Annotated in this window: 13 protein-coding genes; 6 read left to right on the forward strand and 7 right to left on the reverse strand. The window is 72.4% G+C overall.

Translation table 11 applies throughout. The annotated features are described in order from the left end of the window. Nucleotides 1–129: 129 nt before the first annotated feature. Complete coding sequence (locus tag ACFXMG_RS32065; protein WP_383821071.1) at nucleotides 130–726, forward strand: histidine phosphatase family protein; 597 nt, start codon at nucleotides 130–132, stop codon at nucleotides 724–726. Between the two features lie 84 nt (nucleotides 727–810). Here ACFXMG_RS32065 and ACFXMG_RS32070 read toward each other — a convergent pair whose 3' ends face one another. After that, on the reverse strand, nucleotides 811–2,100 hold the full coding sequence (locus ACFXMG_RS32070; RefSeq protein ID WP_383821074.1) for a tetratricopeptide repeat protein: 1,290 nt from the start codon (nucleotides 2,098–2,100) through the stop codon (nucleotides 811–813). A 225-nt stretch (nucleotides 2,101–2,325) separates the two neighbouring features. On the opposite strand from ACFXMG_RS32070, the gene ACFXMG_RS32075 reads away from it, so the two are divergent. Together ACFXMG_RS32075 and ACFXMG_RS32080 are read left to right on the forward strand one after the other, a co-directional pair. Then, a complete protein-coding gene (locus ACFXMG_RS32075) occupies nucleotides 2,326–2,787 on the forward strand; it encodes a hypothetical protein (RefSeq protein ID WP_383821077.1) in 462 nt (153 codons plus the stop codon). A gap of 34 nt (nucleotides 2,788–2,821) precedes the next feature. Then, complete coding sequence (locus ACFXMG_RS32080; protein WP_383821079.1) at nucleotides 2,822–3,685, forward strand: spermidine synthase; 864 nt, start codon at nucleotides 2,822–2,824, stop codon at nucleotides 3,683–3,685. A 40-nt stretch (nucleotides 3,686–3,725) separates the two neighbouring features. On the opposite strand, the gene ACFXMG_RS32085 is transcribed toward ACFXMG_RS32080, so the two are convergent. Beyond that, complete coding sequence (locus tag ACFXMG_RS32085; RefSeq protein ID WP_383821081.1) at nucleotides 3,726–4,334, reverse strand: hypothetical protein; 609 nt, start codon at nucleotides 4,332–4,334, stop codon at nucleotides 3,726–3,728. 79 nt (nucleotides 4,335–4,413) lie between these two features. Between ACFXMG_RS32085 and ACFXMG_RS32090 the strand changes: the two genes are divergently transcribed. The 3 genes from ACFXMG_RS32090 to ACFXMG_RS32100 all read left to right on the forward strand — a co-directional run bounded on the left by ACFXMG_RS32090 (nucleotide 4,414) and on the right by ACFXMG_RS32100 (nucleotide 8,214). After that, nucleotides 4,414–5,115, forward strand: coding sequence for a response regulator transcription factor (locus tag ACFXMG_RS32090; protein WP_383821084.1), 702 nt, complete (start codon nucleotides 4,414–4,416; stop codon nucleotides 5,113–5,115). Next, nucleotides 5,112–6,503, forward strand: a complete 1,392-nt coding sequence (locus ACFXMG_RS32095) for a sensor histidine kinase (RefSeq protein ID WP_383821087.1) — start codon at nucleotides 5,112–5,114, stop codon at nucleotides 6,501–6,503. The genes ACFXMG_RS32090 and ACFXMG_RS32095 overlap by 4 nt, the downstream gene beginning before the upstream one ends. Nucleotides 6,504–6,654: 151 nt before the next feature. Beyond that, on the forward strand, nucleotides 6,655–8,214 hold the full coding sequence (locus ACFXMG_RS32100) for a cellulose binding domain-containing protein (protein WP_383821090.1): 1,560 nt from the start codon (nucleotides 6,655–6,657) through the stop codon (nucleotides 8,212–8,214). Between the two features lie 82 nt (nucleotides 8,215–8,296). On the opposite strand, the gene ACFXMG_RS32105 is transcribed toward ACFXMG_RS32100, so the two are convergent. The 5 genes from ACFXMG_RS32105 to ACFXMG_RS32125 form a co-directional block, all read right to left on the reverse strand. Beyond that, nucleotides 8,297–9,949, reverse strand: a complete 1,653-nt coding sequence (locus ACFXMG_RS32105; protein ID WP_383821093.1) for a bifunctional aspartate transaminase/aspartate 4-decarboxylase — start codon at nucleotides 9,947–9,949, stop codon at nucleotides 8,297–8,299. A gap of 17 nt (nucleotides 9,950–9,966) precedes the next feature. Then, nucleotides 9,967–11,670, reverse strand: a complete 1,704-nt coding sequence (gene aspT, locus ACFXMG_RS32110) for an aspartate-alanine antiporter (protein WP_383821096.1) — start codon at nucleotides 11,668–11,670, stop codon at nucleotides 9,967–9,969. Between the two features lie 17 nt (nucleotides 11,671–11,687). Next, nucleotides 11,688–13,370 carry an aspartate-alanine antiporter gene (aspT, locus tag ACFXMG_RS32115; protein WP_383821099.1) on the reverse strand — a complete coding sequence of 561 codons (1,683 nt, stop codon included), beginning with the start codon at nucleotides 13,368–13,370 and terminating at the stop codon, nucleotides 11,688–11,690. Nucleotides 13,371–13,502: 132 nt separating this feature from the next. Then, complete coding sequence (locus ACFXMG_RS32120; RefSeq protein ID WP_383821102.1) at nucleotides 13,503–14,411, reverse strand: carbohydrate ABC transporter permease; 909 nt, start codon at nucleotides 14,409–14,411, stop codon at nucleotides 13,503–13,505. Then, entirely contained in the window at nucleotides 14,408–15,379 is a 972-nt protein-coding gene (locus ACFXMG_RS32125; protein WP_383821104.1) for a carbohydrate ABC transporter permease, read from the reverse strand. The genes ACFXMG_RS32120 and ACFXMG_RS32125 overlap by 4 nt, the downstream gene beginning before the upstream one ends. Nucleotides 15,380–15,386 lie beyond the last annotated feature (7 nt).

The raw sequence follows: 15,386 nt of genomic DNA on the forward strand, positions 1-15,386 counted from the left end.
CGGCCCGGTGACACCGGGAGTTCGCGCCCGGGCCACCTGCGCGATGATGGAGGGGACCCTCCGGAGGGGCACCCGACGGAAGGGCACCCGTACCTCCGTATCCGCGCACATCTCTGGAGAGCCCCGCCCATGGCACCGCGCATCCTGCTCGCCCGACACGGCCAGACCGAGTGGTCGCTCCTCGGACGCCACACCGGCAGGACCGACATCCCGCTGCTCGACGAGGGCCGGCGCGGCGCCAAGCTGCTCGGCGAGCGCCTGCACCGCGGCCCCTGGCAGGGCCTGCCCGGCGTCGAGGTCCGCACCAGCCCCCTGATCCGCGCGAGCGAGACCTGCGACCTGGCCGGCTTCGGCGAGCGCGCCGAGCCCTGGGACGCCCTGATGGAGTGGGACTACGGCGCGTACGAGGGCCTCACCCCCGCGCAGATCCAGGAGCTCCGCCCCGGCTGGCTGATCTGGCGCGACGCCGTCCCGGACGGCGAGTCCCTGGCCCAGCTCTCGGCCCGCGCCGACGAGGTCGTGGCGTGGGCCCGCTCGGCCGACCGTGACGTGCTGGTCTTCGCCCACGGCCACATCCTCCGCTCCATCGGCGCCCGCTGGCTCGGCGAGGACGTCTCCTTCGCCGCCCGCATCCGCCTGGATCCGACGAGCCTGTCGGTCCTCGGGTGGGCGTACGGGGAACCGGCGATCGGGCGCTGGAACGACACGGGGCATCTGGAGGGCTGAGCTGGGATTTCGGATCCCGGATATTGGATCCGGGATCCCGGATCCAATATCCAGAAGGCTGGATTTTGGATCCCGTATCCCGCCTCACACCCCCGTGAGAATCAGCCGCGTCTCCGCCAGCAACCCCCGGATCCGCGCCGACGCGATCCCCTCGTCCAGGGAGTCCGCCACGCGCCGCGCCTCGGCCTCGGCCTCGTCGCGGCGGCCGGCGCGGGCGAGGTTGCCGGCCAGTTGGGCGCGGTAGAGGGCGAGGTTGCGGGCGAAGCGGGGGTGTTGGAGGACGGTGGCGCGGTACGAGTGGCGGGCGGCGCGGGTCCAGTCGCCGAGGGCGGCCCAGCAGTGGGCCTCCAGGGCCTCCAGTTCGGGCTCGCCGAAGAAGGACATCCACTCGGGGTCCTGGTCGGCGTGGCCGTGGCCGAAGTGCTCGTGGGCGCGGCCGAGGCACTCTTCCGCGGCGGAGCGGTCGCCGAGTCCGGCCCAGGCGGCGGCCTCGCGCAGGGAGAGCAGGGCGAGCAGCCGGGGGGAGCCGAGCGGTCCCGCGGCGCGGAGTCCGGCCTGGGCGGCGCGGACGGCCTCGCGGTAGCGGCCGGTGTCGCGGGCGAGGAAGGACGTGTTGCAGAAGGCGTGCGCCTCCAGGGCCGCGTTCCCGGAGACCCGGGCGGTGGCGAGGGCCTCGGCGTAGTGGGAGCGGGCGTCCTCGTGGCGGCCCGAGTCGTGGGCGAGCCAGCCGACGGAGAGGGACAGCTCGCCGGCGCCGGCGAGCAGCCGGTCCTCGGTGGAGCGGCGGGCCGCGCTGCCCTGGTCGAGCAGGGCGTAGGCGGTGCGGAGCGGCTGGGCGGCGACCTTGTAGAGCCCGTCGGCGCCGTGCCGGTCGTCGAGCAGGCGGATGCGCCGTACGGCGTCCTCGACGGCGTGGACCTCGGCCTCGCCGATGCGGTGGGTGCCGCGGGGGCTGGGGATCGCCGCGGCGGTGCCGCCGAGTCCCCAGGAGGCGGCCGCCAGGGTGGCGGTGCCGCTCGTCATGAATGCGCGACGCAGCACGTCGCTCTCCTCATCGTTCCGGGTCGGGAGGGCGGGGGGCCCCGAGGCCCCGGCCGGGGCGGCCTGCCGTCGGCCGCGTACCGCCTCCCGCGCAGAGAAACCCAGGTCGGCAAGGTTCAGCCCGGGGAACATGTGCAGGAAGACCCGCTCGTACGCGTAGTTCGGGCAGCGGATCTCGCCCGCCTCCACGCGCCCGATGTAGCGGGCGTCGCACGCGACCTGTTCGCCGATCTCCCGTGCCGCCCGGCGGACCAAGGCGGCGAACTCCGCGGGGGAGTGCTGACCGCGGAGCCGTCGGAAGGCGAGATTGGGAACTGCCCGTGACATGGCCATGGCCGAGCCCTCTCCTGGTGCTGCCGGGTGTTCCGGCGGCATGAACGTACCTGCTGTGACCGGATGCCTACGCAGAGTTTGGCTACAAATCGGATATCTCGCCTGTGATCTGCCATGAACTGCCATCCTTTGCGGCGGCGTGCCGCCGTAGCCGTTGACGCGCACGGGCGTTGAACCGTATGGGAGGGACGGAACGTGTCTCCTCCGGGAAGCGAGGAGGGGTCCATGTCCGAGAACGCCGCGCCTTTCGAGACGACCGTGACGACCGTGACGACCACCGAGGCCACCGGGACCCCGGGCCGCGCCGGGGCCGACGAGCCCTGCGACCTGGTGACCGTGCCCGTCCGGCAGGGCCTGGAGGCCGTCGACATCCTCCGCCGCCGGGGCGCCGGCCCCGCCGTCGGGCCCGTGCTCCACGACGGCACCTGCGACACCCTCGGCTTCCTCGTCCCGCCCGGCACCGCCGCCGCCTGGGACCTCCCCGGCAGCGCCTGTACCCGCACCTCCGGCCGAGGGCTGCGCCTCCCGGAGCTCCCCGAACTGCCCGAGCCCGCCGGCGACGCCCCCCGCCCGGCGGGCTGGCTACTGCCCCCCTGCGACACCGGCCCCGTCACCGACCCCGCCGTCCTGCGCCGCGCCCTCGGCGAGGCGGCCCGCCTCATCGAGGCGGCCGACGGCTGTCACTGACCGGCCCCGCGCCCGTCCGGCCGATAATGGACGGATGGCCAGGAACAAGCAGCGCGAGCGGGCGGCGGCCGGCGCCGTCTCCGAGACCGTCGACGGCGGGCTCGCCGAACTGATACCCGACCGCGACCGCCCCCGTGCCTGGACACTGCTCCTCGACGGCGCCCCCCAGTCCCACGTGGACCTCGACGACCCCGCCGCGCTCACCTTCGAGTACCAGCGGCGGCTCGGCCATGTCGCCGACCTCGCCGCCCCGCCCGGCCGCCCCCTCCAGGCCGTGCACCTCGGCGGCGGCGCCTTCACTCTCGCCCGGTACGTCGCCGCGACCCGGCCCCGCTCCACCCAGCAGGTCGTCGAGATCGACGAGCCCCTGGTCCGCCTCGTCCGCCGCGAGCTGCCGCTCGACCCCGGCGCCCGGATCCGGGTCCGCTCGACCGACGCCCGCGCCGGACTCGCCAAGGTCCCGGACGGCTGGGCCGACCTGATCATCGCGGACGTCTTCCGCGGCGCCCGCACCCCCGCCCACCTCACCAGCACCGAGTTCCTGGACGAGGTACGGCGCGCGCTGCGGCCCGGAGGCACGTACGCCGCCAACCTCGCCGACGGGCCGCCGCTCACCCACCTCCGCGGCCAGATCGCCACCGCCGCCGCCGTCTTCCCCGAACTGGCCCTGATCGCCGACCCGACCGTGCTCCGCGGCCGCCGCTTCGGCAACGCGATCCTCGTCGCCTCCGGCCGCGAACTGCCCGTCGCCGACCTGACCCGCCGGGTCGCCACCGACCCGCACCCCGGACGCGTCGAACACGGGCGCGCCCTCGCCGACTTCACCGGCGGCGCCACCCCGGTCACCGACGCGACCGCGAAGGCGTCGCCCGAGCCGCCGCCCTCCGTCTTCCGCTGAGCCGGACCGGGCAGGGCAGGCCGGACCCGACGGGCGGGCCTCAGACCGCGCGTTCCTCGATCTGCACGCGGGGCGCCGAGTCGTGCCAGAGACAGAACACCGAGATCTCGCGGCCGCCCTGGGTGAAGGTCACCCGGATCCACGTCGGCTGCTTCCACACCTGCATCTGCCAGCCCGAGGCGGGGATCGCCGAGACGAGCTCGGCGGAGGACTCGCCCAGGTCGAAGGTCACCCGGCCGCCGTCCACCGGATAGCTCTGCACCCGCGAGGAACCGGAGGGGGAGGGCGTGGACGTGGTCGGTGCCGGAGTGGCGGACGGCGGGGTGCGGGGCGGGGTCGTGGACGGCGCGGCCCCGGCCGCCGGGCCGGTCGCGGCCGGAGAGGCCGGAGCGGACGGCGAGGACGGGGGAGCGGTGGGCGGGGGAGTGCTCTCCGGGCGGCGCGTCGAGGCCGTCACCGGGTCGCCGATGGACGTCTCGTCCGGGCCAGGACCGGCCTGGGTGCCGACCGGGAGCGGCAGGGCGAGCGGCGGGTCGTAGACCGTGCCGGACAGCACCGTGTGCACTCCCCACCAGGAGAGCGTGACCGCCGCGCCGGTGGCGAGCGACCAGGCCAGGGCGTGAACGAGTCCTCTTCGCATCGGGGCCATACTGCACCACGCCCGCCCGGCGCGGACCGGAAGGTGCGGGGTGCCCGGGGTGTCCCCCGAATGGCGTACGGTGCGGCCCATGGCAAGTGTGCTCGTGGTCGAGGACGACCAGTTCGTACGCTCGGCCCTCATCCGGCAGCTGACGGAAGCCTCCTACACCGTACGGAGCGTCGGCACCGCCCTGGAGGCGCTGCGCGAGGTCGCCCATTTCCGCTTCGACGTGGTCGTCCTGGACCTCGGTCTGCCCGATCTGGACGGGTCCGAGGCGCTGAAGATGCTGCGCGGCATCACCGACGTACCGGTGATCATCGCAACCGCCCGGGACGACGAGGCGGAGATCGTACGGCTCCTGCACGCCGGCGCCGACGACTACCTCGTGAAGCCCTTCTCCGTCGAGCACCTCACCGCCCGGATGGCCGCCGTGCTGCGCCGGGCCAGGGCCGTGTCCGGGGAGCCCGCGCCGACGACCGAGATCCGCGTCGGCGGGCTCGCCATCGACCCGCTGCGCCGCCAGGCCGAACTCGACGGCGTCCCCCTCGACCTGACCCGGCGCGAGTTCGACCTGCTCGCCTTCCTCGCCGGGCGGCCCGGCGTGGTCGTCCCGCGCAAGGAACTGCTCGCCGAGGTGTGGCAGCAGGCGTACGGGGACGACCAGACCATCGACGTCCACCTGTCGTGGCTGCGGCGGAAACTGGGCGAGACGGCCGCCCGGCCCCGCTACCTCCACACCCTGCGCGGCGTCGGCGTGAAGCTGGAACCGCCCCGGGAGTACCAGCAGTGAGATGGGCCCTCGTGAAGGTGTCGCTGGCCGTCACCGCCATGGTCGTCATCGCCTTCGCCGTACCCCTCGGTCTCGTCGTCAAGGAGATGGCCCGCGACCGGGCCTTCTCCAACGCCGAGCGGCGCGGCGCCGGGCTCGCCCCGGTCCTCGCGATCACCACCGACCGGGTCGAGCTGGAGAAGGCCGTCGCCACCACCGAGGACGGCGCCGCCGGACGCCTCGCCGTGCACGTCCCGCCCGCCACGCCCGACGGGCAGCCCCTGGAGATCGGCACCCGCCGGGCCGGGGCCGACGAACTGGCCACCACCCGCACCCTCGGCCGCGCCTCCATCGCCGAAGTCCCCGGCGGCTACGCCCTGCTCCAGCCCACCGCGCTCAGCAGCGGCCAGGTCGCCGTCGTCGAACTCTTCGTCCCCGAGGGCGAGGTCACCAACGGCGTCGCCACCGCCTGGCTCGTCCTCGCGGGCGTCGGCGTCGCCCTCATCGTCGGCTCCCTCGCCGTCGCCGACCGGCTCGGCATCCGCATGGTCCGCCCTGCGCAGCGCCTCGCCCGCGCCGCCCACGAACTCGGCGAGGGCCGCCTCGGCGTCCGCGTCGCCGAGGAGGGCCCGCCCGAACTCAAGTCGGCCGCTGTCGCCTTCAACTCGATGGCCGACCAGGTCGTCCAGCTCCTCGCCAACGAACGCGAACTCGCCGCCGACCTCTCCCACCGGCTGCGCACCCCGCTCACCGTGCTCCGCCTCAACGCCGCCTCGCTCGGCTCGGGACCCGCCGCCGACCAGACCCGGTCCGCCGTCGAGCAGTTGGAGCGGGAGGTGGACACGATCATCCGCACCGCCCGCGACGCCAAGCCGCAGACCACCGCGCCGACCGGCCCCGGCGCGGGCTGCGACGCCGCCGAAGTGGTCCGCGAGCGGATGGAGTTCTGGTCCGCGCTGGCCGAGGACGAGGGGCGGCTGGTCCGCCTCGCCGGGGTGGAGCGGCCGGTACGGATCCCGGTGGCGCGTCCCGAACTCGTCGCCGCGCTCGACGCCCTGCTCGGCAACGTCTTCCGGCACACCCCGGAGGGCACCGCCTTCTCCGTCGACGTCCACAACGGCGAGGACGCGGTCATCGTCCTCGTCTCGGACGCCGGGCCCGGCATCGCCGACCCGGACGCCGCGCTCGCCCGCGGCAACAGCGGCACCCGGGCCGGCTCCACGGGCCTCGGGCTCGACATCGTGCGCCGCATGGCCGAGACCACCGGCGGTGACGTCCGGATCGGCCACTCGGTCCTCGGCGGAACCGAGGTCCGCATCTGGATCGGGCTCGGCGGACACCTCCCCGGCGGCCACGCGGGCCGCGGCTCCCACCGCCCGGCCCGCCGCCGCAAGGCCGGGCGGCGCTGAACCTTTGCCCGCGATGATGGCTTTCTTAAGCGGAGCCTAAGGATCCCGACTGCCGTCCGCCGTACGGCAATTGTCCGATTCCGGGGCGCTAGCGTGCTGCCGCACCCCCACACCGCACCCCCACACCCCCCGCACCACGGAGGCAGCACGCATGGGCACCAACGGGCACCGGCGCAGGACGAGCGGCCGTACGAAGGCGGTGGGCGCGCTCGTCGCGGCCGCGGTCGCCGGCGGCACGGTCTTCGCCCTCACCGGTACCGCCCAGGCAGCCGCCGTCGGCGCCGCCTACACCCGGACCTCCTCCTGGACGGGCGGCTACACCGGCCAGTACGTGATCACCAACGAGACCTCCGCCGCCCAGTCCGACTGGACGCTGGAGTTCGACCTGCCCGCCGGGACCACGCTCGGGTCCCTGTGGAACGGCGACCACACGGTCTCGGGCCGGCACGTCACCGTGAAGCCCGCGAGCTGGAACCGGCAGCTCGCCCCCGGCCAGTCCGTCACCGTCGGTTTCGTGACCTCGGCGGCCGGACAGGCCGGGGACCCGGCCGGCTGCCTCATCAACAAGGCGGCCTGCTCGGCCGGCGGCCCCGCCCCCACCCCCAGCGGCCGCCCCACCGACCAGCCCACCCCCACGGCGACCGCGACCACCACCGCGCCCCCGAAGCCCACCGCGACGGCGACCGCGAGCCCGAAGCCCACCGCGACCGCCACCGCCACCGCGAAGCCGACCCCCACGGCCACCGCGACCACCACCACACCCCCCAAGCCCACGCCCACCCCCACCCCGACCCCCACACCCACCGGAACCCCCGTCACCTCCGCGCGCTTCGCCCCCTACGTCGACACCTCGCTCTACCCCTCGTACGACCTGCTCGCCACCGCCGACGCCACCGGTGTGAAGGAGTTCAACCTCGCCTTCATCACCTCCGGCGGCTCCTGCGCCCCGCTCTGGGGCGGGGTCACCGACCTGGCGCACGACAAGGTGGCCGCCCAGATCGGTGCCCTGCGCGCCAAGGGCGGCGACGTGCGGGTCTCCTTCGGCGGCGCGGCCGGCCACGAGCTGGCGCTGAACTGCGCGAGCGCCGCCGACCTGGCGAAGGCGTACGGCAAGGTCGTCGACCAGTACAAGCTGACCAAGGTCGACTTCGACGTGGAGGGCGCCGCCCTCCCGGACACGGCCGCCAACACCCGCCGCTCCCAGGCCATCGCCCAGCTCCAGAAGAGCCACCCGGGCCTGAACGTCTCCTTCACCCTGCCGGTGATGCCCGAGGGCCTGACCCAGCCCGGCGTGAGCCTGCTCGCCGACGCGAAGAGGAACGGCGTCCGGATCGACGCGGTCAACATCATGGCGATGGACTACGGCCCCGCCTACAGCGCCGACATGGGGACGTACGCGATCCAGGCCGCGACCGCGACCCAGGCCCAGCTCAAGGGGGTCCTCGGACTCTCCGACGCGGCCGCCTGGGAGACCGTGGCCGTCACCCCCATGATCGGTGTGAACGACGTCGTCACCGAGATCTTCAAGGTCGACGACGCCACCCAGCTGGTCGACTTCGCGAAGTCCAAGGGGCTCGGCTGGCTCTCGATGTGGTCCTCGACCCGGGACAAGCAGTGCGCGGCCGGCGCGGTGAACTACGCGGACGCCACCTGCTCCTCGATCCTCCAGCAGCCGCTGGCCTTCACGAAGGCGTTCGCCGCCTACAAGTAAGCCACCCCCGTCCCCCCACACCGCGTGCCCCGGCCGGAGATACCCCACCCCCGGCCGGGGCACGCTTCCGTGTGCGAGTGGATCAGACGCCGCGGGAGGTCTTCCACTCCTCCGCGTAGTCGTCGAAGATCGCCCGCAGGTGGTGGCCGATTTTCAGGTAGTCGAGGTCGTCCAGGTTGGCGAGGGAGACCCGGACCGACCACTCGGGGCCGTCGAAGCCGCCGCCGTTGAGGAGGACGACGCCGGTCTGCTCGGCGAGCCGGAACAGCGGGTCGACGGGCTCGTAGTTCTTCTCCAGGAAGTCGGCGAAGTCCTTGCCGTGGACGCGTTCGGCCTCGGCGAGGAGGTCCAGCTCGATGTAGTAGCCGGCCCGCTTGTCGTCCTCGGCGATCTTCATCTGGGCGCCTTCGAGGAGGAGGTCGAGCCGCTGCTTGACGATGGCCCGCAGCCGCTCCTTGTACGCCTGGCCCTCGGGGAGCATGTCGAAGAGCGAGAACAGCGTCATCATGACCTGCTGCGGCAGCGACAGGCCGGCGGTGTGGTTGAGGGCGACCTGCCGGGAGTCCGCGACCAGCCGGTCGATGAACCTGATCTTCTCGGGCTCCAGGGTGAGCGTCCCGTACCGCTTGTCCAGGCGCTCCTTCTCGGCGGCGGGCAGCTCGGAGATCATCCGGTCGATGACGTTGTCGTCGTTGAGGCCGATGACGCCGAGCCGCCAGCCGGTGGCGCCGTAGTGCTTGGAGTACGAGTAGACGAGCAGGGTGTTCTGCGGGAGGTCGGCGGCGATCGAGCGGAAGCCGGGGACGAAGGTGCCGTAGACGTCGTCGGTGACGATCACCAGGTTCGGGTTCTTCTCGGCGACGATCTCCTTGAGCTGGTTCGCGACCCGCTGACTCAGCGCGAGGGAGGGCGGGTTGGAGGGGTTGACCAGGCAGAGCAGCTTGATCGACGGGTCCTCCAGCTTGGCGACCTCCTCCGTCGGATAGCGCCACTCGCGGACGCCGGTCTCGGTGAAGAGGGAGGCGTTGACGTGGACGACGTCGAACTCGTACGTGTCGAGCTCGGGGATCTCGATGTACGGGGTGAACACCGGCACCATCAGGGCGATCCGGTCGCCCTTCTTCAGGAGCCCGTTCTTCATCAGCGAGTCGAAGACGTAGCACATGGCGGCCGTGCCGCCCTCGGTGGCGAAGTACGAGACGTTCCCGGCGGGCGGCCGCCGGTCGAACATCTCGTCGTCGACGTAGCCGCGGACGACCTGCTCGGTGTGGGTGAGGATCCGGTCCGGCACCGGGTAGTTGTCGCCGATGGAGCTGTCGGTCAGCTCGTGGACGAAGGCGTCCTTGTCGAAGCCGAAGCGCTCGACGGCGTACTCGACCGACTTCTGGAGCAGTTCGATGCCGGGCAGGTCCGGGTGCTGGCGCACGAAGGTGTCGAAGCGGCCGCCGGAGCCCTTGAGCTCGGGCATGCCGCCGAGGTCGTCGGCGGTCCAGACCCGGCGGGACTCGGCGAGCGCGAAGTAGCCGAGCGCGTAGAACGCCTCGCGGGGGCTGGTGGCGGTCCAGTTCGGGTTGCCGCGGCCCGCGTTGAGCATCTGGACCGACGACTTGCCCTTCTGGCCCGGCTGGTCGGCCTGGACCGCCTGGGCGATGGTGATGAACTTGTCCTTCAGCTCGAACGGCGAGAGCTGGGCGAAGGACTTGATCTCCTCGCGGGTGAAGCTGGTCTTGGGCATGGGGTGTCCTTCGCTGGTCAGTGGTTGAGGATGACGATCACGGCGCCCCAGATGGTCAGCAGCACGTTGCCCACCGCGTAGGGGATCGTGTAGCCGAGCGTGGGGATCTGGGATCTGGACTGCTCGTTGATCGCGCCGATCGCCGCGGTCGTGGTCTGGCCGCCGGCCAGCACGCCCATCAGGATCGGGAAGCGGATCTTCTGGACGTAGTGGCCGACGAGGAAGCCGACCAGCAGCGGGATCAGGGTGGCCACCGCGCCCCACAGGAGCAGTCCCCAGCCGGCCGTCGACAGGCCGCTGGTGAAGCTCGGGCCGGCGTTGATGCCGACCACGGCGACGAAGGCGCACAGCCCGAAGGTGTCCATGAACCACTGGGCGCCCGGCGGCACGTTGCCGTACGTCGGGTACTTGCCGCGGATCCAGCCGAAGACCAGACCCATGATCAGCGCGCCGCCGGAGGTCGACAGCGAGATCGGCACGCCGGAGACGGTGAGCGCCGGGATGCCGATGCAGCCGCCGAGGAAGACGCCGAGGCCGATCCAGAGCATGTCGGTGGCGAAGGAGGTCGGCACGGGCTTGCCGATCGCCCTGCCCGCCGGGTCCACGAGCCGCTTCGGGCCGGTCAGGATCACGGTGTCGCCGCGCTCCAGCTGCGTGGAGAGCCGGTAGGGGAACTCGGAGCCGGAGCGGTAGATCTTGTCGATGTAGACGCCGACCATGAAGGGCTCGCGGCGCAGGTCGGCGACGGACTTGCCGAGCTGTTCCTTGTTCGAGGCGACCACGTGGAGGGACTCGGTCTCGTAGCCGAGGAGTTCGACGTCGTCGGTCTCGGGGCCGATGTGGGTGCGGGCGTCGAAGGCGACGAGGGAGCCGCGCAGGGCCGAGATCGCGACGGTGTCGCCCTCGCGGAGCACGGTCCCCTGGTCGTGGGGGAGGACCGCGCCGTCGCGGCGCACCCGCGTGATGTAGACGCGGTGGCCGAGCGTCTTCTGCTGGTTCTCGAAGTCGTCGATCGTGCGGCCGACGAGGTCGGGGCGCTGGATCGTGTACGCGCGCAGCACCACCTCGTAGTAGCCCTCGGCCAGGTCCGGGTTGTCGCCGGGGGCGTCCAGTTCCTTGGCGAGCTGGGCGGACTCGGCGGCCAGGTTCCGCTTGTAGAGGCGGGGGAGGATGTTGGCGAGGAGGATGGCGCAGAGGATCGTGCCGAGCGGGTAGGTGACCGCGTACCCGACGGCGACCAGGTTCTCCTCGGTCTTCATCTGGTCGGCGGACAGGCCCGGGAGGTTGCCGATGGCGTCCTGGGCGACACCGATGACGGCGGACTGGGTCAGCGCGCCGCCGAGCAGGCCGGCGGAGAGCCCGGGGCCGTACCCCAGCATCACGGCGAAGCCCCAGGAGACCAGCAGGCCGGTGACGCAGACGAGGACCGCGTTGAGGACCTGCGGCAGTCCGTCCTTCTTCAGGCCCCGGAAGAACTGGGGGCCGACCTTGTAGCCGAGGGCGAAGAGGAAGAGGGTGAAGAACAGGTTCTTCACCGTCGCGTCGATGGTGATCTTGAACTGGGCGCCGAGCAGCAGCCCCGCCACGAGACAGCCGGTCACGGCGCCGAGGGCGATCGCCCGGTAGCGCAGCTTCCCGAAGAGGAAGCCGAGCGCGACCGTGATGAAGACGAGCAGTTCGGGGTGGGGCTGGAAGATGTTCCGGTTGAGGAAGTCGATCATGTGTGTGGCGCCGCCTCTCAGGCTCCGAGGATGCCGACCAGGAGCGGTCCGGTCAGGGGGAGCAGGAAGTTGGAGAGGGTGTAGGTGATCGTGTAGCCGAGCATCGGGACCGAGCTCTGCGCGACCTGGGTGACCGAGGTGATCGCCGGTGTCGAGCACTGCTGGCCCGCGATGGCGCCGATCAGCAGCGGTTTCTCGATCTTCAGCAGCTTGCGGCCGACGATCAGCGAGAGCGTCGCCGGGACGAGCACCATGGCGATGCCCGCGAACGGCAGCAGCGCCCCGTACTCCTTGAGCAGCGGCCACGCCTGCGGGCCGGAGACCAGTCCGGTGCAGGCGATGAAGATGGCCAGGCCCATGTCCTTGAGGGTGGAGGCGGCCTGCGGGGGGAAGGCGCCGAAGGTCTGGGTCCGGGAGCGGAACCAGCCGAAGAGCAGGCCGGAGATGAGGCAGCCGCCGCCGGTGCCGAGCGACATCGGGACGTCGCCGAACTTCACCACGACCTGCCCGAGGAGCGAGCCGCAGGCGATGCCGAGGCCCAGGTAGATGAAGTCGGTCGCGTCGTTCTTGACGATCGAGCCGACCTTCGAGGCGAGCTTGCCGAGCGAGGAGCGGGCGCCCACCAGGGTGAGCACGTCGCCGCGCTGGACGATGGTCTCCGGGGTGGCGGGCAGATGCGACTCGTTGCGCAGCACGTCCGTCACGTAGACGCCGCCGGAGGCGATCTCCGGGTGCTCGGTGGTCAGCTGGTCCAGAGACTTGCCGACCGCCGTCTTGTCGGTGAGGGAGACCTGCTTGGTGGCGAGCGGGGTGTCGAGGCCGGGCACCGCCGGGGTCTCGGGGCCGATCTCGCGGCCCGCCTCGATGATGTTGGCCCGCCGGCCGACCGCGAGGACGAGGTCGGAGAGGGTCAGCTCGAAGCCGGGCGGGGGAGGGGTGAGGATCCTGCTGCCCCGCTTCACTGCCTCGACGGTGACCCGGTTGCCGAACCGCCGCTCCAGGTCGGAGACCTTGGTGCCGTCGGCGAGGGTGACGAGGAAGGTGCGGCCGACCATGCCGGGCAGCGCCTCGCGCTCGTCGGACTCCAGGCCGCCGCCGGAGCCCCGCATCTTCTCCCACAGCTCGCGGGAGGCGTCGCGGAGGTTGATCCGCATCATCATCGGCATGATCTGGCTGGTGTAGATCACGATGGTGATGAGGCCGAAGAGGTAGCAGACCGTGTACGCGGTGGCCACGTGGCCCTGGTACTGGGTGATCTGTTCCTGGGTCAGGTCGGAGAGCTTGCCGATGGCCTCGGTGGCCGTGCCGACGACCGCGGACTCGGTGGCGGCGCCGGCCAGGATGCCGGCGGCGGTGCCGACGTCCAGGTCGAACGCCTTCGCGAGGCCGAGGGCGATGCCGACGACGCAGACGACCTCGATGAGGCAGAGGGTGAAGAAGCGCAGGCTCTTCTTGTTGAGGTTGGCGAAGAACTGGGGCCCGGCCAGATAGCCGAGCGAGAAGATGAAGAGCGCGAAGAAGATCGTCTTGACGTCGTCGGAGACGGTGACCTTCGCCCAGGCGCCCATGAGCAGCGAGACGATCAGCGTCCCGCAGATGCCGCCGAGCGTGATGGGGCCGACCCGGAGCTTGCCGAGGAGGTATCCCGCGGCGAGGCAGACGAAGAGGGCGAGTTCGGGATGGTCGCGCAGGACTCCCATCCGACCTCACCCCGCCCACATAGGGAGCAAACCGTTTATAGCGGACATAAGGGGACGCTAACAGTGGGGGTAGGGCAGTGGATCACCGCCGCGCCCGTCCGGGTGACCCCCCCAAGACTCCCGGGGGTCCCCTCACCCCTTCACCGCCCCCCGCATCACCCCGCCCACGATCTGCCGCCCGAACACCGTCAGCACCACCAGCAGCGGCAGCGTCCCGAGCAGCGCCCCCGCCATCACCACCGAGGTGTCCGGCACATAGCCCCGGCCAAGCCCCGTCAGCGCCACCTGCACCGTCGGATTGCCCGTCTGGGTCAGCGCGAGCACCGGCCAGAAGAAGTCGTTCCACGCCGCCACGAACGACAGCATCCCCAGCACCGCCATCGCCGGGCGCGCCGCCGGCAGCACCAGGTGCCACACCACCCGCAGCGTCCCCGCCCCGTCCATCCGCGCCGCCTCCAGCAGCTCCGGCGGCAGCGCGCCCAGCAGGTGCTGGCGCATGTAGAAGACGCCGAAGGCGGAGACCAGCGAGGGCAGCACCACCGCCTGGAGCTGGTCCGTCCAGCCCAGCCGGGCGATCAGCAGATAGAGGGGGACGACCCCGAGCTGCGGCGGCACCAGCATCGTCGCGCCCACCAGGAGCAGCAGCGGCCCCCGGAAGCGGAACCGCAGCCGGGCGAAGGCGAAACCGGCCAGCGTCGAGAAGAGCACCGTGCCGAGCGCCACCGCCCCCGCCACCACGGCGGTGTTGGCCAGCGCCTCGCCCATCCCGCCCTCGCCCCAGGCCACCGACAGGTTCCGCCCGAGATTCCGCCCGAACCAGAACGGCGGCGGGCTCTCCGCGAGCCGCCCGCTCGTCCGCGAGGCGGCCACCGCCGTCCACAGCAGCGGGAAGACGGACACCGCCGTGAACAGCAGGAGAAGCAGATACGTCCCCCACCCGCCCCGCTCGTACGACTCCGAGCCCGCGCCCGCGCCGGAGCCCGTCCCCGCGCCCCCGACCCGCTTACGGCTCCGGCTCCGGCCCCGCACCCGCCCCGTCACCGCGCACCCCTTCCCCGGAGGAGGCGGACGGCTCCGAACAGCACCACCAGAAGCACCAGCATCGCCCAGGCGATCGCCGCCGCCCGTCCCAGATGGAGGTTCACCCAGCCCTGCTCGTACAGGTACAGACCCAGCGTCTGGTACTGGTGGTCGGCGCCGCCCGAGGCGCCCGCCCCGCTGCTGAAGAGCAGCGGCTCGCCGAAGAGCTGGACCGCCCCGATCGTGGACACGATCCCGGTGAAGGCCAGCGCCGGCCGCAGCCCCGGCAGCGTCACGTGCCAGAACCGCCGCCACCGCGAGGCCCCGTCCAGCGCGGCGGCCTCGTACAACTCGTGCGGGATCGTCTGCATCGCCGCCAGGTAGATCAGCGCGTTGTATCCCGTCCAGCGCCAGATCACGATCGACGCCACCGCGAACTTCGACGCCCACGGGCCGTTCTGCCAGTCCACCGGCGAGAGCCCCACCACCCCGAGCGCCCAGTTCACCATCCCCTGGTCGCGCCCGTAGAACAGCGCGAAGACCAGCGTCGCCGCCGCCACCGAGGTCGCGTACGGGGCGAGCGCCGCCACCCGGAAGAAGAGCCGCGCGCGCAGCCGGGCGTCCAGCAGGTGCGCCGCGCCGAGCGCGAGCAGCAGCTGCGGGACGGTGGCGAGCAGCCCGATCAGCACCGTGTTGGCCAGCGCGTTCCAGAAGAAGGTGTCGTCGAGCAGCCGGGCGTAGTTGTGCAGCCCCACCCACTCGCGGGCCTCCGGCGCCGTCAGCTCCACCCGGAACAGCGAGGTCCAGGCGGTCGCCACCAGCGGGAAGAGCCCGAAGGCCCCGAACAGCAGGAAGAAGGGGGCGACCAGCACGTACGGCGCCGAGCGCGACCGCAGCCGCCCGAGCCGCCGCCGGCGCTCGGTCCCCGGCCGCCCCGGAGCGCCCGGGACGACCACGGGCAGCGCCCGCTCCACCAGGTCCTCGGTCATTGCGTCC

This window comes from Streptomyces sp. NPDC059201, from assembly GCF_042754585.1.
Classification (GTDB): domain Bacteria; phylum Actinomycetota; class Actinomycetes; order Streptomycetales; family Streptomycetaceae; genus Streptomyces.